Genomic DNA, 19731 nt, shown 5'->3' with positions numbered 1-19731 from the left:
CGCGCATGTCTGTTCCCAAACCCGTCGTTTTATGCATCCTCGACGGATGGGGGATCGGGCCGGACCCGGCAACCTCGGCCCCGGCCCAGGCCCATATTCCGACCTTTCGCAACCTGATGGCCACGCGGCCCAGTTCCACCCTTGTGACCTTTGGCCCCGATGTCGGGCTGCCATCCGGGCAGATGGGAAATTCCGAGGTTGGCCATACCAATATCGGCGCGGGCCGCGTGGTGGCGATGGATCTCGGCCAGATCGACCTGGCCATCGAGACCGGCTCTTTCGGCGCAGAACCGGCACTCAGGCAGTTCATTGCGGCGCTTGAGGCCTCGGGCGGCACCGCGCATCTGGCGGGGCTTTGCTCGCCCGGCGGTGTCCATGCCCATCAGGCGCATCTGATCGAGGCCGCGAAGATCATCGCGGCGGAAGGCGTGAAAGTGGTGATCCATGCGATCACCGACGGGCGCGATGTGGCGCCCTCTTCCGCCGCGAGCCAGATCGCTGCGATCGAGGCCGCGCTGCCGCCTTCGGTGAAGATCGTCACCGTCACCGGGCGCTATTTCGCGATGGACCGCGACAATCGCTGGGAGCGTGTGCAGACCGCCTATGAGGCGATGGTGCATGGCAAGGGTGTGGCGGGGACAAGCGCCGGTCAGGCGATTGCCCAGGCCTATGCTGCGGGCCTGACCGATGAATTCATCCCCGCGACCGTGATCGGCGATTACCAAGGGATGAAAGACGGCGACGGGCTTTTCTTCCTGAACTTCCGCGCCGACCGCGCGCGCGAGATCCTCGCCGCCATCGGCCAGCCGGATTTCGACGGCTTTGACCCCGGCCGCCGCCCGCAGCTGGTCGCGCACCTCGGCATGGTCGATTATTCCGAGGCCCATAACCACTACATGACCACGATGTTTCCCAAACAGGATATCGTGAACACGCTGGGCGAATGGGTGGCGAAACAGGGCAAGACCCAGTTCCGCCTCGCGGAAACCGAGAAATATCCGCATGTAACCTTCTTCCTCAATGGCGGCCGCGAAGAGCCCTTCCCCGGTGAAGACCGCTTCATGCCGCAATCGCCGAAAGTGGCGACCTATGATCTGCAACCCGAGATGTCGGCGCCGGAGGTTACCGCGAAATTCGTCGAAGCCATTGAAAAAGGCTATGACCTGATCGTCGTGAACTACGCCAATCCCGATATGGTCGGCCATACCGGCAAGATCGGGGCCGCCGTAAAGGCCTGCGAGGCGGTGGATCAGGGCCTGACGGCTGCGCTTGCCGCCCTGGAAAAAGCCGGTGGCGCCATGGTGATCTGTGCCGATCACGGCAATTGCGATGTGATGACCGATCCGGTCACGCATCAGCCCCATACTGCCCATACGCTGAACCCGGTACCGGTGATCCTGGTCGGCGGCCCGACCGGCATTCAGGGCGGCGCGCATCTGCGCAGCGGTGGCAGGCTGGCGGATCTCGCGCCGACACTGCTGGATCTGATGGGGCTGGAAAAACCTGCCGAGATGACCGGCGAAAGCCTGATCCTGCGATGACGTCCGCGCGCGGCTCTTTTGTCTGGGGCGGTTTCGTGCTCGCGCTGATGCTGGCGCCGCCGATGACCCGCGCCCAGGAGGCAGAGCCGGACGAGACGGCAGCCGCGCTGCCTGTGGCAGAGCCTGCGATGACGACCGATGCCGGGCTGACGGTTTCCGACCAGGCGGCGCGCGCCTCTGGCCAGCTGCGCGACGCGGTGGCGGCAATGGAGGCGGCGACCACGGGCCGCACCCAGGTGGCCGCGCTGACCCAGACCGTGCGTGCCTATGAGGAAGGCCTTGCCGCGCTGCGCGAAGCCCTGCGTCAGGCGGAACTGCGCGAGGAAGTGCTGAAACTGCGCTTCAACGCCAAGCGCGACCGCGTGGGTCAGCTGGTCTCGGCGCTGGCGCAGATGGAACAGAACCGCGGGCCCTTATTGCTGATCCACCCGGCAGGGCCGCTTGGCACTGCCCGCTCGGGCATGCTGGTGGCCGAAGTCACGCCGCTGATCCAGGCCGAGGCCGATCAGCTGCGCCGCGAACTTCAGGAACTGGCCGATCTCAGGGCGCTGCAGGTCTCTGCCGGGCAGCATCTGACCGACGGGCTCGCCTCGGCCCAGGCAGCACGTACCGCGCTGTCAAAGGCAATCTCGGCGCGCACCGATCTGCCCAAACGCTTCACCGATGATCCGGTGATCCTGCGCGCTTTGCTGGAAAGCGCCGATACGCTGGACAGTTTCGCCGCCGGGCTGATCGAGACCTCGACCGATGGCGCGGCACCCCGCCCCTTTGTCACCGCGATGGGCGTATTGCCTTTGCCGGTGGTGGGCAGCCTGATCCGGCGCCCCGATGAGGCCGATGGCGCCGGTGTGCGCCGCCCCGGCATGACGCTTGCCACAAGGCCCCGCGCGCTGGTCACCGCCCCCTGGCCCGGCACCATCCGCTATCTCGGTCCACTGCTCGACTACGGAAATGTGATCATCCTCGAGCTCGGTGACGGCTATCTTCTGGTTCTGGGCGGGCTCGGAACGGTTTATGGCGAAGTGGGCGAAGTTGTCGCAACCGGCGCCCCGCTTGGCCTGATGGGCGGCAGTGACGGCAGCGGTTCCGCGCCGGAACCCACCGAACAGGCGCCGCTTGCGCCGAACGGATCGAAAAGCGGGGCTGGTGCAGAAGCCACGGAAACGCTTTACTTGGAACTGAGAATGGGGGCCACTGCGGTCGATCCGACCGAATGGTTCGCCGCCACTGCCTCGACAGGAGACTGAGGTCCTTATGAAGAAACTCGTGCTTGCCGCCGTGGGCGGTGCCGTCGCCGGTGTGGTCCTGACCTCTCAGGTCGGTCCCCTGATCGCCGAGCAGGCCTCCCGCGACAGTTCGGTCTATGAGCAGCTCGATCTGTTCGGCACCATTTTCGACCGTGTGCGCGCGCAATATGTCGAGCCGGTCGATACCGAGAAGCTGGTCGAGGCCGCGATCAACGGCATGCTGACTTCGCTTGACCCGCATTCGTCATATCTTTCCGCGAAAGATTTCGAGGATATGCGCGTCCAGACCAAGGGCGAATTCGGCGGGCTTGGGATCGAGGTGACCCAGGAAGAGGGCTTCATCAAGGTGATCTCGCCGATGGATGGCACCCCCGCCGACAAGGCCGGCATCCAGGCGGGCGATTACATCACCCATGTGAACGGGGAATCGATCCTCGGGCTCAACCTGAACCAGGCGGTGGATCTGATGCGCGGGCCGGTTGGCTCCGAGATCATCATCACCGTTGTGCGGGTCGGCACCGATCAGCCCTTCGACGTCTCGGTCATCCGCGATACGATCAAGGTTGACGCGGTCAAGGGCCGCACTGTCGGCAAGGCGGTGGTCCTGCGCGTGACCACCTTCAATGACCAGACCACCAGCGATCTGAAAACGGCGCTCGAAAAGGGCATTGCAGAGCTGGGCGGCGTTGAGAATATCGATGGCGTGGTGCTTGATCTGAGGAACAATCCGGGCGGGCTTCTGAACGAGGCGATCACCGTCTCGGATACTTTCCTGAATTCGGGCGAAATTGTCTCGACCCGTGGCCGCACCCCGAAGACGGTGAGCGTTTCAACGCCAAAGCCGGCGATCTGGCCGAAGGCAAGCCGATTGTCGTGCTGATCAATGGCGGCTCGGCTTCGGCCTCCGAAATCGTGGCCGGCGCGTTGCAGGACCACCGCCGTGCGGTGGTGGTCGGCACCAAGAGCTTCGGCAAGGGTTCGGTCCAGTCGCTGATCCCGCTTCGCGACGAAGGCGCGATGCGGCTGACAACGGCGCGCTATTACACGCCCTCAGGCCGGTCGATCCAGGCGCTCGGCATCTCGCCCGATATCGTGGTGCAGCAGCCGGCCCGGCCCAATCCGGCGACCGACACCCCCGCGGATGAGCCTAAAACGGCGATCCAGCCCCGGACCGAAGCCGGGCTGCGCGGTGCGATCACCAATGATTCGATGACCGAGGATGAGAAAAAGCTCTATCTCGAAGAGCAGGAACATGCGGAAGAGACTGCCAAACTGCGCGATGAGGATTATCAGCTCGCCTATGCGGTGGATATCCTGAAAGGGCTGAACACCCTCAGGGAAGAATGAGCGCGATGGCCAAGGCAGCGGAACTGCCCTACCGGCCCTGCGTCGGTATCGTGCTGGTGAACAGCGAAGGCCTGATTTTTGCCGGACAGCGTATCGACGGGGGTCGGGCCACCAGCCCCCCCGACCGGCTGGCCTGGCAGATGCCCCAGGGCGGGATTGACGAGGGCGAGACACCAAAGGCCGCGGCGCTGCGCGAGCTGTGGGAAGAGACCGGCGTGACCGCCGATCTCGTCGAAAAGATCGCGAAGACGGCAGACTGGCTGACCTATGACCTGCCAGATGAGCTGATCGGCAAAGTCTGGGGGGTAAGTATCGCGGCCAGCGCCAGAAATGGTTCCTGCTGCGCTATCTCGGCACCGATGATCAGATCGGCATCGCCACCACCCACCCGGAATTCTCGTCCTGGTGCTGGATCCGGGCCGATGACCTGGTCGCGGCCATCGTGCCGTTCAAACGCGCGGTCTATGAGCAGGTGGTGGCGGCGTTCCGGCCGCACCTGGCCTGATCTCTGGTCGCAGCCGGGTTAGGGGGCCCTGCCCCCTCGCCGCTTTGCGGCTTACCCCCGGGATATTTAAGGACAGATGAAAGAAGCAAAGGTTTTCATCTGTCTCTAAATATCCCCGCCGGAGGCATTGCCGTCGTCAGACGGCAAAGTCATTCTTCAGATTTCCACCACCGTGACGCCGGGCCGCAGGCGCATAACATCTGCCGGGCGGCAGAGCTGTGTCGCATCGGTCGAGACAGCCGCAGCCGCAGCGGCAGCCGCGAGGGCCAGCGCCTCATCATCGTTCTGCCCGCGCGCGAACGAGAGGACGAGGCCCGCGACGAAGCTGTCCCCTGCCCCGACCGCTGATTTCACCTTAACCTTTGGGGCATTGGCGAAGAGGCGGCGCTCTGCGGTGGCGAGGATATTGCCTTCGGCCCCGCGCGCGACCACCACCTTTTGCGCCACGCCGCGCCGGACGAGGTCTTGCGCAAAATCAGCCGTCGCCTCGCGGCTTTCCAGCGCGTGCCCCGTCAGGCTTTCGGCCTCTTCCGCATCCATCCGCAGGACTTCGAGCCCCGGGATCGGCGCGCGCACAGCCTCGGTCAGGGGGGTGCCCGATGTATCCAGCACCACCCGGCAACCCGGCATCGCGGCGGCAAGCTGAGCCGGAAAATCCGCCGGAACGCCGGGCGGCTGGCTGCCGGAGATGACCGAATAGCCGCCGGGGCGCGAGGTTGCGCGCAAAAGCGTGAAAACCCGGTTGCGCTCAGTCTCGCCCCAGAGCGGGCCGGGCAGCATGAAGCGAAACTGCTGGCCACTGGTCGCTTCGGTAACCGTCAGGGATTGCCGCGTCTCGCCCGGGCCGGGCAGCGAGAGGAAGGTCACCCCCGCCTCGCGGATCAGGCCCGAGAGCCGGTCGCCGGTCAGCCCTCCGATCGCCACCAAAGCCAGACTGTCACCGCCAAGCGCGAGAATCGCCCGGCTGACATTCAGCCCGCCGCCCCCGGGATCAAGCATCGGCTCGGAACAGCGCAGCTTGCAGCCCGGGAGCATCTCGGCCACATCCGTTGCCATATCCAGCGCCGGATTGAGGGTCAGGGTCAGGATCGGGGCCTGGTCGCTCATCGCCGATATTCCTTGTTTTGGTGTGCTGCTGCGGCGCCACTGCTATTGTTTGCGCTACCACCCGTTTGAAGGCAAGAGAATCGCGCATCTGCGAACTCTTTCTGCGGGCTACGGAAATTTACACTGAATTGCCGGTTTCAGCCGCACAGAGCAAATAAACATCATGTTCTCTGGCCCGTGCGACATTTGCGGGCAGTGTCAGCGCCCCCGGCACCAGGGGGCTGCGCCAGATGGGAGAGAAATCGCGCGAAACTGGGTTTGTGACCCTGTCACTTGTTGACCGTCAGGAATATCTATTTATTATCGAGAATAATAGCGCGTCAGCCAGAGCTGCCGCGCCCGCCGCCCGGGTGAGGAGCCCGGTGAGACGGGCCTGCCGGGGCCGGACGCGTTAAGGGAATCTGGTGCCATCCGCCACAAGGATGCATCAGTCGGGAAAAGTGCCAACGGGAGAGAGCCACAATGGCGTTTAAGTCTGATATCGAGATTGCACGGGAAGCGAAGAAAAAGCCGATCATGGAGATCGGCTCGAAGCTGGGGATCCCGTCCGAGCATCTGCTGCCTTACGGCCATGACAAGGCCAAGGTCGGCCAGGAGTTCATCCGTTCGCTGGAAGGCAAGCCTGATGGCAAGCTGATCCTCGTGACCGCGATCAACCCGACCCCGGCGGGCGAAGGCAAGACCACCACCACCGTGGGTCTGGGCGATGGCCTGAACCGCATCGGCAAAAAAGCGGTGATCTGTATCCGCGAGGCCTCGCTTGGCCCGAATTTCGGCATGAAGGGTGGCGCAGCCGGTGGCGGCATGGCCCAGGTCGTGCCGATGGAGGAGATGAACCTCCACTTCACCGGTGACTTCCACGCGATCACGGCCGCGCATAACCTGCTGTCCTGCATGATCGACAACCACATTTACTGGGGCAATGAGCTCGACATCGACGAGCGCCGCATCGCATGGCGCCGCGTGATGGATATGAATGACCGCGCGCTGCGTGATGCGGTCATCTCGCTTGGTGGCGTCTCGAACGGCTTCCCGCGTCAGACCGGCTTTGACATCACCGTGGCCTCGGAAGTCATGGCGATCCTCTGCCTGTCGAAGGATCTGGAAGACCTGCAAAAACGTCTGGGCGACATCATCGTGGCTTACACCCGCGAGAAAAAGCCGGTCTATTGCCGCGACATCAAAGCCGATGGCGCGATGACGGTGCTGCTGAAAGACGCGATGCAGCCGAACCTGGTGCAGACGCTGGAAAACAATCCGGCCTTTGTCCATGGCGGCCCGTTCGCGAATATCGCGCATGGCTGTAACTCGGTGATCGCGACCCGCACCGCGCTGAAGCTTGGCGAATATGTGGTGACGGAAGCCGGTTTCGGGGCTGACCTTGGTGCCGAGAAGTTCTTCGACATCAAATGCCGCAAGGCCGGCCTGAAGCCTTCGGCTGCCGTGATCGTGGCCACGGTTCGCGCGATGAAGATGAATGGCGGCGTGGCGAAAGCCGATCTCGGCGCTGAAAACGTTGATGCGGTGAAGAAGGGCTGTCCGAACCTTGGCCGTCACATCGCAAACGTCAAAGGCTTTGGCGTTCCGGTTGTGGTTGCCATCAACCACTTCTATTCGGACACCGATGCCGAGGTCGAAGCGGTCAAAGCCTATGTCGCGGAACAGGGCGCCGAAGCGATCCTGTGCAAGCACTGGGCCCAGGGCTCGGCCGGGATCGAAGATCTGGCGAAGAAAGTCGTCGAGCTGGCCGAAGGCGGCAAGTCCAATTTCGCTCCGCTCTACCCGGATGATATGGGGCTTTTCGCCAAGATCGAGACCATCGCCAAGCGCATCTATCACGCAGGCGAAGTCATTGCCGACAAGTCGGTGCGTGACCAGCTGAAGGCCTGGGAAGCTGCCGGGTACGGCAATCTGCCGGTCTGCATGGCGAAAACCCAGTACAGCTTCTCGACCGATCCGAATCTGCGCGGCGCGCCCGAAGGCCATACGATCCCGGTCCGCGAAGTGCGTCTGTCGGCTGGTGCCGGTTTCGTCGTGGCGATCTGCGGTGAGATCATGACCATGCCGGGCCTGCCGCGCGTGCCGGCAGCTGAGACCATCCGCCTCAATGAAGCGGGCCAGGTTGAAGGTCTGTTCTGATCACGGGTCAGTTCTGAGCTTTCGCTCAGTATGATATCGGGACGGGGGGCTTTGTGCCCCCCGTCCCCCTGCCTAGTATTTACGTCAAGAGGAAGAGGGCTTTTCGCTAAGGGCGTGCTGGCATAAGTCAGGGGCGATGTTTGCGGAGGGCATGAGATGCAAAAGCCGGAAGACTGCTCGACCATGGCGGAAATCCGCGCCGGAATTGATGCGCTGGATCAGGAACTGGTCCGGCTGTTCGCTCTGAGGGCGCGGTTTATCGACCGGGCGGCGTCGATCAAGGCCGGGGTGGATCTGCCTGCACGGATCCCCTCCCGGGTTGAGGAAGTGGTGGCCAATGTCCGCGCCCATGCCGCGCGTGAAGGCCTGCCCCCCGACCTGGTGGAGAAGCTTTGGCGGCGGCTGATCGACTGGTCGATCGCGCGTGAGGAAAGCCACCTGGGGCCGGACAGCCTCAGGGACAGGAACGGATAAACCTGCCCGCTCAGACAGGGCCAGGCGTCACACAGGAAGGATTATCGGATGGCGGCGAAGGTGATCGACGGCAAGGCTTTTGCCGAAAAGGTACGGGATCAGGTCGCGGCACATGTCGCGCGGCTGAAGGCTGAGAAGGGTCTTGTCCCAGGTCTGGCCGTGGTGCTGGTGGGTCAGGATCCGGCTTCGGCGGTCTATGTCAAAAACAAAGGCATCCAGACCAAGGCCTCGGGGATGAATTCCTTCGAGCATAAGCTGGAAGCGGATACGTCTGAGGCCGATCTGCTGGCTCTGATCGACAGGCTGAACGCTGACCCGGCGGTGCATGGCATCCTCGTGCAGCTGCCGCTGCCCGGCCATCTGAATTCCGAGCTGGTGATCAACCGGATCGATCCGGCGAAGGATGTCGACGGGTTCCATATCTCGAATGTGGGTCTTCTGGGCACCGGGCAGAAGTCGATGGTGCCCTGCACGCCGCTGGGCTGCCTGATGATGCTGCGTGATCACCATGGCAAGCTCGCGGGGCTGAATGCGGTCGTGGTCGGGCGCTCGAATATCGTCGGCAAGCCGATGGCGCAGCTTTTGCTGGGCGACAGCTGCACCGTGACCATCGCGCATAGCCGCACCAAAGACCTCGCGGAAGTCTGCCGTGGCGCGGACATCCTCGTCGCCGCTGTTGGCCGCCCCGAAATGATCACCGGCGATATGGTGAAACCGGGCGCAACCGTGATTGATGTCGGCATCAACCGGATCGAGCGCGACGGCAAGGCAAAGCTTGTCGGCGACGTGCATTATGAAAGCGCTGCCGCTGTGGCCGGTGCCATCACCCCGGTGCCGGGTGGCGTTGGCCCGATGACCATTGCCTGCCTGCTGGCGAATACTCTGACGGCGGCCTGCCGCGCCAATAATCTCTCCGAACCCGAAGGTCTGACCGCGTGACTGTAAGCGACCACCGTTTCATCGACGGCAAGGCGGTGCAACAGCGCCTCCTTGCCGAGGTTCGGGCCAAAGTGCAGGAGGCTTCGGCCACCCGCCCCATCGGGCGGCTGGTCTCGGTCTCGATTGGCCCCTCGCCCGAGGTGGCGGTCTATGTGCGCAACCAGGCGCGGGGCGCTGCGGCAGCTGGGATCCCGTTTGACCAGCAGCTCTGGCCGTCCGAGATCACCCAGGAAGAGGCCAAGCGCCTGATCGTCGAGATGAATGACCGCGACGATGTGCTGGGGATCATCCTGCAGCGTCCGGTGCCGGCGCATATCAATGTGCGCTCGCTGCAATCGGCGATCCATCCGCTGAAGGATGTCGAGGGGATGAACCCCGCCTCGATCGGCAATATCGTCTATAATGACGTGGCGATGGCGCCCTGTACCGCCGCAGCCGCGGTTGAACTGCTTCGTGAAACCGGCCTTCAGATGCAGGGGCTGGAGGTCGTGATGATCGGCCATTCCGAGATCGTCGGCAAACCGGCGGCGTTTCTTCTGATGGCCGAGGGGGCGACGGTGACGATCTGCCACCATATGACGCGCAACCTTGCCATGCATTCGCGTCGCGCTGATGCCGTGGTGGTCGCCGTCGGCAAGGCGCATCTGATCGGGCCGGACATGATCAAGCCCGGTGCCGCCGTCATTGATATCGGCATCAACCAGGTGACCGATCCCGATGGCACTGTGCGGATCGTCGGCGATGTCGACACCGACCGCGTCAAAGAGGTCGCGGGCTGGATCACGCCGGTTCCGGGCGGTGTCGGCCCGGTCACCGTGGCGATCCTGATGCGCAACGCAGTGACCGCGCATCAACGCCAGATCGCGGCGGGCTGGCTGCAAAGCTGAGCCCCCCGCCCTTTCGGTCGCTTTATCAGTAAAAGAGCCTGTGGTTTCCGTTGACTTGCGCTTGCCCGGGCCTAGAATATTCCTCAGCGTAAACTTATTTTCTGCATACGCCAATGGCGTGATGGAGGATGCGATGCTCGACCAGGCTTATCCCGACGTGATCCCGGGCCCGCCCAGACCCAGCCAGATCATCCGCCCCGCCGGGCTGATGCTGCCCAAAGGCACCGAACGCTATTCGGTGCCGGGCGCCGGCGCGATGATGATCCGGATCGGCACCGGCGACCGGATCACGGTGATCAATGACGAGGGCGGCCAGCCCTGTGAGGTGCTGGCGGCAGGCCCGGACGGGCGGATCGATCCGGCCCTGCTGGGGCTTGGCGGCGACAGTGACGCAAGCGGCCTGAAAGCCCTGCTGGCCTCGGGTGAGCCGAGCCTTGCGCGGATGCGCCAGGGGCTTGAGCGTCTTGGCCTCGATCTGGCGGGGGCAAAGGCCAGCCGCTTTTTTGCCGCCGATACCCCGGCGCGCACCTCGGTCGATTTCACCGCCAGCCGCGAAGGCTTTCTGGTGGTGGCGGCGCCTGGCGGCGATATGGATCCCGATGGCCAGGACACCGCGACGCCGCTCACGGTCTTTGTCAAACGCGCCGAGGCGAATTTCGCGCTGAAATCCGAGCTGCCCGACCCACTGTCGGACCCGCTGCAAGAGGTGCGGGTGCGTTCGGCCACGGCAGAGGCCTATGTGGTCAAGGCGGGCGAGTATATCCAGATCCTTGATGTTGATGGCCGCCAATGCACCGATTTCCAGTGCTTTGACGCCCGCAAGCTGGATCGCGGCATCGAACATGCGCTGGACGTCACCGCGACCCGTTCGGTCATGGGCCATGCCTATCCGATGCCGGGCCTGCACGCGAAATATTACGACCAGGACTTCACGCCGCTGGTCGAGGTGATCCAGGACACCTGCGGGCGCCATGATGCCTTCTCGCTGGCCTGTTATGCCAAATATTACGACGATATCGGCTATCCGGGCCATGTGAACTGTACCGAGAACTTCAACGCAGTCCTCGCACCGCATGGCATTGGCCCGCGCGGCGGCTGGATGGCAGCGAACTTCTTCTTCAACACCGGCGTCGATGATCATGGCGTCATGTATGCCGATGAACCCTGGTCGCGCCCGGGCGATTATGTCCTGCTGCGTGCCCTGACCGACATCGTCTGCGTCAATTCGGCCTGCCCCGATGACACCTCGGCCGCCAATGGCTGGAACCCGACCGACATTCATGTCCGCACCTATGCGGCCACGCAGAAATTCAGCCGCGCCGTCGCTTTCCGCGCGACCCCAGATTCGGAGCCGAAGATGACCAGGGAAACCGGGTTCCACGACCGCCTGTCCAAACTCACCCGCAACTTTGTGGAGTATAAAGGGTTCTGGCTGGTTAATTCCTTTGCCGAGGCCGGCCCGACCGAGGAATACCTCGCGGCCCGTCAGAAATCGGTGATCATGGACCTTTCCGCGCTGCGGAAATACGAGATCACCGGGCCGGATTCTGAGGCGCTGATGCAATACACGCTGACGCGCGATGTGAAAAAGCTGACCACCGGCCAGATCGTCTACTCGGCGATGTGCTATCCGCATGGCGGCATGATCGACGACGGCACCATCTTCAAGCTTGGCGACAATAACTTCCGCTGGGTCTGCGGTGACGAATATTCCGGCACCTGGCTGCGCGAACAGGCCGAAAAGCTGGGCCTGAAAGTGCTGATCCGCGATTCCACCGACCAGCTGCATAACCTCGCCGTGCAGGGGCCGGAAAGCCGCGACCTGCTCGACAAAGTGATCTGGACGCCGCCGCATCAGCCGAAGATCCAGGAGCTGGCCTGGTTCCGCTTTACCGTCGGCCGGATCGGTCATGACCAGGGCATCCCGGTTGTCATCTCGCGCACGGGCTACACCGGCGAGCTGGGCTATGAAGTCTGGTGCCACCCGAAACATGCGGGCGAAGTCTTTGACGCCATTTGGGAAAAAGGCCCCGAACACGGGCTGCGCCCGATGGGCCTGCTGGCGCTGGACATGCTCCGGATCGAAGCCGGGCTGATCTTTGCAAATTACGACTTCACCGATCAGACCGACCCGTTCGAAGCCGGCATCGGCTTTACCGTGCCGCTGAAGGGCAAGACGGACGATTTTATCGGGCGTGATGCGCTGGTCCGGCGCAAGGAAAACCCGATGCATAAGTTTGTCGGGCTCGACATCGATTCGAATGTCTCGGTCGGGCATGGCGATTGCATTCATATCGGTCGTGCGCAAATCGGGGTGGTGACCTCGTCGATGCGCTCACCGCTCCTGAAGAAGAATATCGCGCTGGCCCGCGTTGATATCTCGCATTCGGAACCCGGGACCGAGGTTGAGGTCGGCAAGCTTGACGGGCAGCAAAAGCGCCTGCCCGCGAAGATCGTGACGCTGTCGCATTACGATCCGAAAAAGACGCGCCCCCAGTCGTGAGGCCGCAATCGTGAGGTCGCAGTCGCAATGACCAGCATCCTCGACCAGATCGGCGGAGAGGAGGCGCTCAGGCGCCTCGTCAACCGTTTCTATGACCTGGTCGAGACCGACCCGCGCGGCCGGCAGATCCTGCATCTGCATTTCCGCGGCCATGGGCTGAGCCATGTGCGGGAAGAACAGTTCAACTTTCTCTCCGGTTTTCTGGGCGGCCGACGCTATTACCTTGAAAAACATGGAAATATGGACGTGAAGACAATGCACGCCCATATCCCGATCCGCGCAGGCGATGCCGATGACTGGCTCGCGCTGATGGATCAGGCAATCCTCGATTGTGGGCTCAGCGGCCCGCATGTCGACAGGATGCGCGCGACCTTCACCCGGGTCGCGCATGTGCTGGTCAATGACCTTCCCGCCTCGGGACTTCCCGCCTGAGGCTCAACCGATCAGCAGGATCTGCACATCGGCCACATTGGTGCCACTGGCGCCGGTGATCAGAAGATCACCCGAGGCCGCCAGCGCCTTGTTGGAATCATTATTCGCAAGCAAAGCTTCGGGATCGACGCTTCCGCGCATCCGCGCAGCCGATCCGGTATCGACCAGCCCGCCCGCCGCATCGGTTGGCCCGTCGCGCCCGTCAGTGCCGCCAGACAGAAAGACCCAGGGCCGGCTGATGCGCGTGGCCCCAAGCGCCACACGAAGCGCAAGCTCTTGATTTCGACCGCCTTTACCGTCTCCCCGCAGCGTCACTGTGGTCTCACCACCCCAGATCAAGCAGGCCCCGGGCGCGGCCTGTTCCGCCGCCGCGAGAATCGTCTCTGCCGCAGCCCCCACATCACCGGTCAGCGGCTGATCCATGATCACCACCGGATGGCCCGCGTCATCGCGGATCGCTTCCAGGCTTTGCCGGTTCGACCCGATCAGCAGGTTCAGCGCAGCCATGGGTGGCGGGGATTCCTCTTCCGCAGCACTCAGATGCGCCCGGACCGATGCGGGCAAGGCCTCCCACAGCCCGGCCTTGCGCAGGATGTCGCCCGCCGCCGCCCGCCCGCCCAGAGGCGCTACGGTCGGGCCGCTCGCGATCGTGCGCAGATCATCGCCAATCACATCGGAAAGGATCCAGGCCGAAACCGGCGCCGGTGCCGCCAGCCGCAACATGCCGCCGCCTTTCAGCTGCGACAGGTTCTGCCGAATCAGGTTCATCTGAGTGATATCAAGCCCGCCCGCGAGCAAAAGCCGGTTCACTTCGGCCTTGTCCGCAAGGCTGACGCCCTCGACCGGCGCCGGCAACAGCGCCGAGCCACCGCCCGAGATCAGCGCGATCACCCGATCATCCGCCCCTGCCCCGTTCAACGCCGTGATCACCGCCTGACCGGCGCGCAGCCCATTCTCATCGGGCACCGGATGACCTGAGGCAAAAACCTGCACGCGCCCGAACCCATCGGGCAGGGACGCGGCATTCTCATAATTCGTCACCAGAATGACCTCGGCCTCGGGCGACAGATGCCGCAGCGCTTCGGCCACCATCGGCACCGCCGCCTTACCGACGGCGATGACGATCTGGCGCCCGGGCGCCAGAGGAAAGGGCGCAGTCTCCAGCGCGCGCCGGAGCGCCAGTGCCGGATCCGCCGCCTGAACCGCACGCGCGAACAACGCCCGCGCTTCTTCGCGCAGCCCCGAAATCTCAGCCCGGGCCGCGCCCTCTCCCATGGTCATGTCTTACCCTGCGATCTGTTTTGCTTTCTCGACAAGAACTTCTGCCTGACGGATCGACGCATAGTCAATCAGCCGCCCGTCAAGCGAAACAGCCCCTTTGCCTTCCGACGCCGCTTTCGCCATCGCCTCAAGGATACGTTGTGCGCGGGTGACCTCGGCCTCGGACGGGCTCATGACCTCATTGGCCAGCGCAACCTGGCTCGGATGGATCGCCCATTTGCCCTCGCAGCCCAGCACTGCCGCGCGCTTTGCCGCCGCGCGATAGCCATCGGGATCCGAGAAATCACCGAACGGCCCGTCCACCGGGCGCAGCCCGTTCGCGCGCGCCGCAACCACCATCCGCGCCAGCGCGTAATGCCACATATCCCCCCAATGGACAGCGCGGGTGCCATCTTCCAGCGGGTCGGTCAGCACCGAATAATCCGGGTTCACACCGCCGATGATCGTGGTGCGGGCGCGGGTCGAGGCCGCGTAATCGGCCACGCCGAAATGCAGGCTCTCATTGCGTTTGGATGCGCCCGCGATCTCGGTCACGTTCTGCATGCCAAGCGCGGTCTCGATGATATGTTCAAAACCGATTCGCTTCTTATAGCCCTTTGCATCCTCGATCTGCGTCACCAGCATATCGACAGCATAGACATCGGCGGCGGTGCCCACTTTCGGGATCATGATCAGGTCGAGCCGCTCGCCCGCCTGCTCCACGATATCGACAACATCGCGATACATGTAATGCGTATCGAGCCCGTTGATTCGCACCGACATGGTTTTCTTGCCCCAATCCATCTCGTTCAGGGCCTTGATGATATTCTTGCGGGCCTGGGCCTTGTCATCGGGCGCCACCGCATCCTCGAGATCGAGGAACACCATATCCGCGTCAGATTGCGCTGCCTTTTCAAACAGTTGCGGCTGGCTTCCCGGAACCGCCAATTCGCTGCGGTTCAGCCGTGCGGGCGCCTGTTCGATGGGGTGAAAGCTCATTGTGGATCCTCCTCAGGATGTGATCTGTGCTGACCCAATGCGAGAAAGAAAATTACTTTCCTGTCAAGAAATATTATTTCTGCGCCGTAAATGCGAGCCGCGCCGCCCCGGCATCACCGCTCTGCTGATGCGAGTAGAACCACGCGATTGCCTGAGCACGGCTGTGGACGCCGAGCTTCTCATAAAGGTTCGACAAGTGAAACTTCACCGTATTGGCCGAGATGCCGAAATCGCCCGCCAGGTCGCGATTCGTCAGCCCGCGTGCCAATGCCTCCAGCAGCGATTTTTCGCGCCGCGTCAGCTGGTGGATCGGATCGGTCTGCAACTCGCGCACGTCGAGAAAGGGGAAAACCATCTGGCCCGACGCGACTGCGAGACAGGTATCGACCAGCTTCTCGACCGAGGTGGAGCGCGCGACAAAACCGGCGGCACCGGCGATCATCGACTTGCGGGGAAGTTCACCGTTCTGGTCATCGCCATAGACGATCAGCCGGGGCGCATTGGGCTGATCGCGCAGCACCTCGATCAACTTCTGGCCGCCAAGCACGGGGATCCGCCAGTCGATAATCCCCAGTTCCACCGGCACCCGCATCACGGCACCAAGAAACCCCTCGGCGCTTGAACTGGTGGCGACCAGTGAGAATCGGGGATCACGGTCGAAAATCTCGGACATCGCGCCCAGAACCAGCGGATTGCTGTCCGCCAGCGCGAGCGAGATCTGTCGGGACGCGGGGCTAAGCGCTTGCATTCACAACCCTTCCGCTTAAAAACCTACCCGTCTGGATAGGTAAATTTTCGGTATACATCCGCATATCAAGACATTCTGGCAGGTTTTTTCCCACCCAAACAGAAGGCCAAAAGCAGGAGGTAGTTCCGTTGTGAAACTTTCATAACAAGTATTCCCTGAGGTCAACGATTATTCACGGCGAGAAGGGAATAACCCGACGCCGACCCATGGGAGGACTGTTATGCAAGGTATCCGCGGCCTTTTCGTCCCCGGCCCAACCAATGTGCCCGAGGCGATTCGCAAAGCGATCGACGTGCCGATGGAGGATCATCGTTCGCCCGATGTGCCTGCACTGGTGCTGCCGCTGTTCCAGGATCTGAAGAAGGTCTTCCACACCGAAACCGGTCAGGTCTTCGTGTTCCCGGCAACCGGGACCGGCGGCTGGGAAGCCTCGATCACCAATACACTGTCGCCCGGAGACAAGGTTCTGGCGCCGCGTTTCGGACAATTCTCTGTGCTCTGGGTTGATCTCTGCCAGCGCCTTGGCCTCGATGTCGAAACCATCGACTGTGAATGGGGCACCGGCGTGCCGCTCGACAAGCTGGCCGAGCGCCTCAGCGCCGATAAAAAGCGCGAGATCAAGGCGATCCTCGCCTGCCATAACGAGACCGCGACCGGGGTGACCTCGGATATCGCCGGTGTTCGAAAAGTGATGGATCAGTGCGATCACCCGGCTTTGCTTTACGTTGACGGCATCTCCTCCATCGGGTCGATCGAGTTCCGCATGGATGACTGGGGTGTCGACCTCGCGGTCGCCGGCTCGCAAAAAGGCTTTATGATGCCGGCGGGCCTGGCGATCATCGGGGTCAGCCAGAAGGCGCTCGAGGCCTCGAAAACCAACGGGCTGCGCCGCTGCTACTTTGACTTCAAGGATATGACCGCGACCAACGCGACCGGTTACTTCCCCTACACGCCGCCGATGAACATGCTGCGCGGGTTGCGCGCCTCGCTCGACCGCATCAATGCGGAAGGGATCGAGAACATCTGGGCGCGGCATAAATTCCTTGCCGAAGGCGTGCGTCGCGCAGTCTCGGCCTGGAATATGACTCTCTGCGCGAAAGAGCCAAAATGGCATTCCGACACCGTCAGCGCCATCGTCGTGCCCGAAGGTCATGACGCCCGCAAGGTGATCGCGCGCGCCTATGACCGTTACGGCCTGTCGCTTGGCGCCGGGCTGTCGGTCGTGGCCGGCAAGGTCTTCCGCATCGGCCATCTCGGCGATCTGAACGAGCTGATGCTGATGATGGCGCTTGGCGGTGCCGAGATGTCGATGCGCGATGTGGGCATCCCGATCGAGGCGGGCTCCGGCGTCGCGGCGGCCGAGGAATTCTGGCGTAAATCCAATTCGCGCTCGATGGCGCTGGCGGCAGAATAAGCCGTTTCCCTGGCTGCGGCATCGCCCGCAGCCAGACACCAACCGCGAAAAAAAACGCGGAAATTCACAACCATAACCGGTCAGGGAGGGCCGCGCATGGACATTCATGAATATCAGGCGAAAGAGATACTTCACCGTTTCGGTGTCGCAATTCCGGATGGGGCGCTGGCTTACAGCCCCGAACAGGCGGCTTACCGCGCAAGGGAAATGGGGGCTCACGCTGGATCGTGAAGGCCCAGGTCCATGCCGGCGGGCGTGGCAAGGCCGGCGGCGTCAAGATCTGTTCTTCGGAACATGAGATCCAGGACGCCACCAATGAGATGTTCGGCCGCCGTCTGGTCACGCATCAGACCGGCGCCGAAGGCAAGGGCATTTACCGTATCTATGTCGAGGCGGCAGTGCCGTTCGAGCGCGAGATCTATCTCGGCTTCGTGCTCGACCGCTCGTCGCAGCGGGTGATGATCGTCGCCTCTTCGGAAGGCGGGATGGAGATCGAAGAAATCTCGGCCACCCGCCCGGAAAGCATCGTGCGCTCGACGGTCGAGCCGGCAGTGGGCCTTCAGGAATTCCAAGCGCGGGAAATCGCGTTTGCACTGAAGATCCCGACCGACATGATCCAACAGATGGTGCGCACGCTGCAAGGCTGCTACCGCGCCTTCACCGAGCTTGACGCGACCATGGTCGAGATCAACCCGCTGGTGATCACGGCCGACCGCCGCATCCTGGCGCTCGACGCGAAAATGACCTTTGATACCAATGCCCTGTTCCGCCACCCGGCCATTGCCGAGCTGCGCGACAAAAGCCAGGAAGACCCGCGCGAAAGCCGCGCGGCGGATCGCGGCCTCTCTTACATCGGCCTGTCCGGCAATATCGGCTGCATCGTGAACGGCGCCGGGCTTGCCATGGCGACGATGGATACGATCAAGCTGGCGGGTGGCGAGCCCGCGAACTTCCTCGATATCGGCGGCGGCGCGACGCCCGAGCGGGTGGCGAAGGCGTTTCGCCTCGTGAACTCGGATGAAAACGTTCAGGCGATCCTTGTGAACATCTTCGCCGGCATCAACCGCTGCGACTGGGTGGCCGAAGGTGTGGTCCAGGCTTTGCAGGCCAATCCGGTCGATGTGCCGGTCGTGGTGCGGCTCGCGGGCACTAATGTCGAGGAAGGGCTGAAGATCCTTGCGAAAAGCGGGCTGCCGATCATCCGCGCGACTTCGCTGATGGAGGCAGCAGATCGCGCTGTTTCGGCCTGGAAAAACGACAAAACCCAGAACACCCGGATGAGGATCGTGAAATGAGCATCTTTCTCGACAGAAACACCCCCGTCATCATCCAGGGTATTACTGGCCGCATGGCGCAGTTCCATGCAAAGGAAATGCTGGATTACGGCACCAACCTCGTCGGCGGCGTCGTGCCTGGCAAGGCGGGCGAGACCGTCCACGGCGTTCCGGTTTTCGACACGGTAAAACAAGCGGTCGAGGCCACCGGCGCCGAAGCAAGCCTTGTCTTCGTTCCCCCGCCCTTCGCCGCTGACAGCATTATGGAGGCCGCGGATGGCGGCATCCGCTACTGCGTCTGCATCACCGACGGCATCCCGGCCCAGGACATGATCCGCGTCAAACGCTATATGATGCGCTACCCCAAGGAAAAGCGCATGGTCCTGACCGGGCCGAACTGCGCCGGCACCATTTCTCCCGGGAAATCGCTGGTCGGCATCATGCCGGGGCATATCTATCTGCCCGGTCATGTGGGGATTGTCGGGCGCTCCGGCACGCTGGGCTATGAGGCGGCTCAGCAGCTGAAAGATCGCGGCATCGGGGTTTCGACCAGCGTCGGCATCGGCGGCGATCCGATCAACGGCTCATCCTTCCGCGATATTCTCGAGCAGTTCGAGAAGGATCCCGACACCCATATTGTCTGCCTGATCGGTGAAATCGGCGGCCCCCAAGAGGCCGAAGCCGCCGCCTGGATCCAGGAAAACATGACGAAACCGGTGGTCGCCTATATCGCCGGCCTCACCGCACCGAAGGGCCGCACGATGGGTCATGCCGGCGCGATCATCTCGGCCTTTGGCGAAAGCGCCAGCGAAAAGGTCGAGATCCTCACTGCCGCCGGCGTCACCGTGGCCGAGAACCCCTCGGTCATCGGTGAGACCATCGCCCGCGTGCTGAACGCCGCCTGAACCGCAAGGG

Annotated in this window: 14 protein-coding genes and 3 pseudogenes; 13 read left to right on the top strand and 4 right to left on the bottom strand. The window is 63.0% G+C overall.

Translation table 11 applies throughout. The annotated features are described in order from the left end of the window. The first annotated feature begins 5 nt into the window (after positions 1-5). From gpmI to QNO18_RS08265, 4 genes and pseudogenes are all read left to right on the top strand, one after another. Positions 6-1541, top strand: a complete 1536-nt coding sequence (gene gpmI, locus QNO18_RS08280; protein WP_283177280.1) for a 2,3-bisphosphoglycerate-independent phosphoglycerate mutase — start codon at positions 6-8, stop codon at positions 1539-1541. Then, entirely contained in the window at positions 1538-2788 is a 1251-nt protein-coding gene (locus QNO18_RS08275; protein WP_283177279.1) for a peptidoglycan DD-metalloendopeptidase family protein, read from the top strand. The genes gpmI and QNO18_RS08275 overlap by 4 nt, the downstream gene beginning before the upstream one ends. 7 nt (positions 2789-2795) lie before the next feature. Further along, a pseudogene (locus tag QNO18_RS08270) lies at positions 2796-4135 on the top strand (S41 family peptidase). Beyond that, positions 4132-4640, top strand: a pseudogene (locus QNO18_RS08265) (RNA pyrophosphohydrolase). The pseudogenes QNO18_RS08270 and QNO18_RS08265 overlap by 4 nt, the downstream one beginning before the upstream one ends. 156 nt (positions 4641-4796) lie before the next feature. Here the strand turns inward: QNO18_RS08265 and QNO18_RS08260 are convergent. After that, on the bottom strand, positions 4797-5747 hold the full coding sequence (locus QNO18_RS08260; protein ID WP_283177278.1) for a 1-phosphofructokinase family hexose kinase: 951 nt from the start codon (positions 5745-5747) through the stop codon (positions 4797-4799). Positions 5748-6209: 462 nt separating this feature from the next. Here QNO18_RS08260 and QNO18_RS08255 point away from each other — a divergent pair, with 462 nt between their 5' ends. The 6 genes from QNO18_RS08255 to QNO18_RS08230 all read left to right on the top strand — a co-directional run bounded on the left by QNO18_RS08255 (position 6210) and on the right by QNO18_RS08230 (position 13121). Beyond that, complete coding sequence (locus tag QNO18_RS08255; RefSeq protein ID WP_283177277.1) at positions 6210-7886, top strand: formate--tetrahydrofolate ligase; 1677 nt, start codon at positions 6210-6212, stop codon at positions 7884-7886. A gap of 156 nt (positions 7887-8042) precedes the next feature. Further along, positions 8043-8360, top strand: a complete 318-nt coding sequence (locus QNO18_RS08250; protein ID WP_283177276.1) for a chorismate mutase — start codon at positions 8043-8045, stop codon at positions 8358-8360. Positions 8361-8408: 48 nt separating this feature from the next. Next, positions 8409-9299, top strand: coding sequence for a bifunctional methylenetetrahydrofolate dehydrogenase/methenyltetrahydrofolate cyclohydrolase FolD (folD, locus tag QNO18_RS08245; protein WP_283177275.1), 891 nt, complete (start codon positions 8409-8411; stop codon positions 9297-9299). Then, positions 9296-10186, top strand: a complete 891-nt coding sequence (locus tag QNO18_RS08240) for a bifunctional 5,10-methylenetetrahydrofolate dehydrogenase/5,10-methenyltetrahydrofolate cyclohydrolase (RefSeq protein WP_283177274.1) — start codon at positions 9296-9298, stop codon at positions 10184-10186. Before folD ends, QNO18_RS08240 begins: the two co-directional genes overlap by 4 nt. Positions 10187-10319: 133 nt before the next feature. Continuing rightward, complete coding sequence (locus QNO18_RS08235) at positions 10320-12689, top strand: aminomethyltransferase family protein (protein WP_283177273.1); 2370 nt, start codon at positions 10320-10322, stop codon at positions 12687-12689. Positions 12690-12716: 27 nt separating this feature from the next. Then, entirely contained in the window at positions 12717-13121 is a 405-nt protein-coding gene (locus QNO18_RS08230) for a group II truncated hemoglobin (RefSeq protein WP_283177272.1), read from the top strand. 3 nt (positions 13122-13124) lie between these two features. Here the strand turns inward: QNO18_RS08230 and QNO18_RS08225 are convergent, their stop codons facing one another. The 3 genes from QNO18_RS08225 to QNO18_RS08215 all read right to left on the bottom strand — a co-directional run bounded on the left by QNO18_RS08225 (position 13125) and on the right by QNO18_RS08215 (position 16128). Beyond that, the gene (locus tag QNO18_RS08225; protein ID WP_283177271.1) at positions 13125-14402 is read right to left on the bottom strand and encodes a DUF4147 domain-containing protein; all 1278 of its coding nucleotides are present in this window, start codon (positions 14400-14402) and stop codon (positions 13125-13127) included. A gap of 3 nt (positions 14403-14405) precedes the next feature. After that, positions 14406-15380, bottom strand: coding sequence for a CoA ester lyase (locus QNO18_RS08220; RefSeq protein ID WP_283177270.1), 975 nt, complete (start codon positions 15378-15380; stop codon positions 14406-14408). Positions 15381-15453: 73 nt separating this feature from the next. Next, positions 15454-16128, bottom strand: a complete 675-nt coding sequence (locus tag QNO18_RS08215) for a response regulator transcription factor (RefSeq protein ID WP_283177269.1) — start codon at positions 16126-16128, stop codon at positions 15454-15456. 220 nt (positions 16129-16348) lie between these two features. On the opposite strand from QNO18_RS08215, the gene QNO18_RS08210 reads away from it, so the two are divergent. The 3 genes and pseudogenes from QNO18_RS08210 to sucD all read left to right on the top strand — a co-directional run bounded on the left by QNO18_RS08210 (position 16349) and on the right by sucD (position 19721). Beyond that, a complete protein-coding gene (locus tag QNO18_RS08210) occupies positions 16349-17542 on the top strand; it encodes an aminotransferase class V-fold PLP-dependent enzyme (protein ID WP_283177268.1) in 1194 nt (397 codons plus the stop codon). Positions 17543-17638: 96 nt separating this feature from the next. Beyond that, a pseudogene (locus QNO18_RS08205) lies at positions 17639-18837 on the top strand (malate--CoA ligase subunit beta). Continuing rightward, complete coding sequence (sucD, locus tag QNO18_RS08200) at positions 18834-19721, top strand: succinate--CoA ligase subunit alpha (protein WP_092895998.1); 888 nt, start codon at positions 18834-18836, stop codon at positions 19719-19721. The pseudogene QNO18_RS08205 and the gene sucD overlap by 4 nt, the downstream one beginning before the upstream one ends. The last annotated feature ends 10 nt before the right edge of the window (positions 19722-19731 follow it).

This window comes from Gemmobacter sp. 24YEA27, from assembly GCF_030052995.1.
In the GTDB taxonomy this organism is placed as follows: Bacteria; Pseudomonadota; Alphaproteobacteria; order Rhodobacterales; family Rhodobacteraceae; genus Pseudogemmobacter.
This window is presented reverse-complemented; position numbering and strand designations above follow the sequence as displayed.

Coding starts and splice junctions, on each gene's coding strand:
- gpmI (WP_283177280.1), top strand. CDS start 6: ATGTCTGTTCCCAAACCCGTCGTTTTATGCATCCTCGACGGATGGGGG.
- QNO18_RS08275 (WP_283177279.1), top strand. CDS start 1,538: ATGACGTCCGCGCGCGGCTCTTTTGTCTGGGGCGGTTTCGTGCTCGCG.
- QNO18_RS08260 (WP_283177278.1), bottom strand. CDS start 5,747: ATGAGCGACCAGGCCCCGATCCTGACCCTGACCCTCAATCCGGCGCTG.
- QNO18_RS08255 (WP_283177277.1), top strand. CDS start 6,210: ATGGCGTTTAAGTCTGATATCGAGATTGCACGGGAAGCGAAGAAAAAG.
- QNO18_RS08250 (WP_283177276.1), top strand. CDS start 8,043: ATGCAAAAGCCGGAAGACTGCTCGACCATGGCGGAAATCCGCGCCGGA.
- folD (WP_283177275.1), top strand. CDS start 8,409: ATGGCGGCGAAGGTGATCGACGGCAAGGCTTTTGCCGAAAAGGTACGG.
- QNO18_RS08235 (WP_283177273.1), top strand. CDS start 10,320: ATGCTCGACCAGGCTTATCCCGACGTGATCCCGGGCCCGCCCAGACCC.
- QNO18_RS08230 (WP_283177272.1), top strand. CDS start 12,717: ATGACCAGCATCCTCGACCAGATCGGCGGAGAGGAGGCGCTCAGGCGC.
- QNO18_RS08225 (WP_283177271.1), bottom strand. CDS start 14,402: ATGACCATGGGAGAGGGCGCGGCCCGGGCTGAGATTTCGGGGCTGCGC.
- QNO18_RS08220 (WP_283177270.1), bottom strand. CDS start 15,380: ATGAGCTTTCACCCCATCGAACAGGCGCCCGCACGGCTGAACCGCAGC.
- QNO18_RS08215 (WP_283177269.1), bottom strand. CDS start 16,128: ATGCAAGCGCTTAGCCCCGCGTCCCGACAGATCTCGCTCGCGCTGGCG.
- QNO18_RS08210 (WP_283177268.1), top strand. CDS start 16,349: ATGCAAGGTATCCGCGGCCTTTTCGTCCCCGGCCCAACCAATGTGCCC.
- sucD (WP_092895998.1), top strand. CDS start 18,834: ATGAGCATCTTTCTCGACAGAAACACCCCCGTCATCATCCAGGGTATT.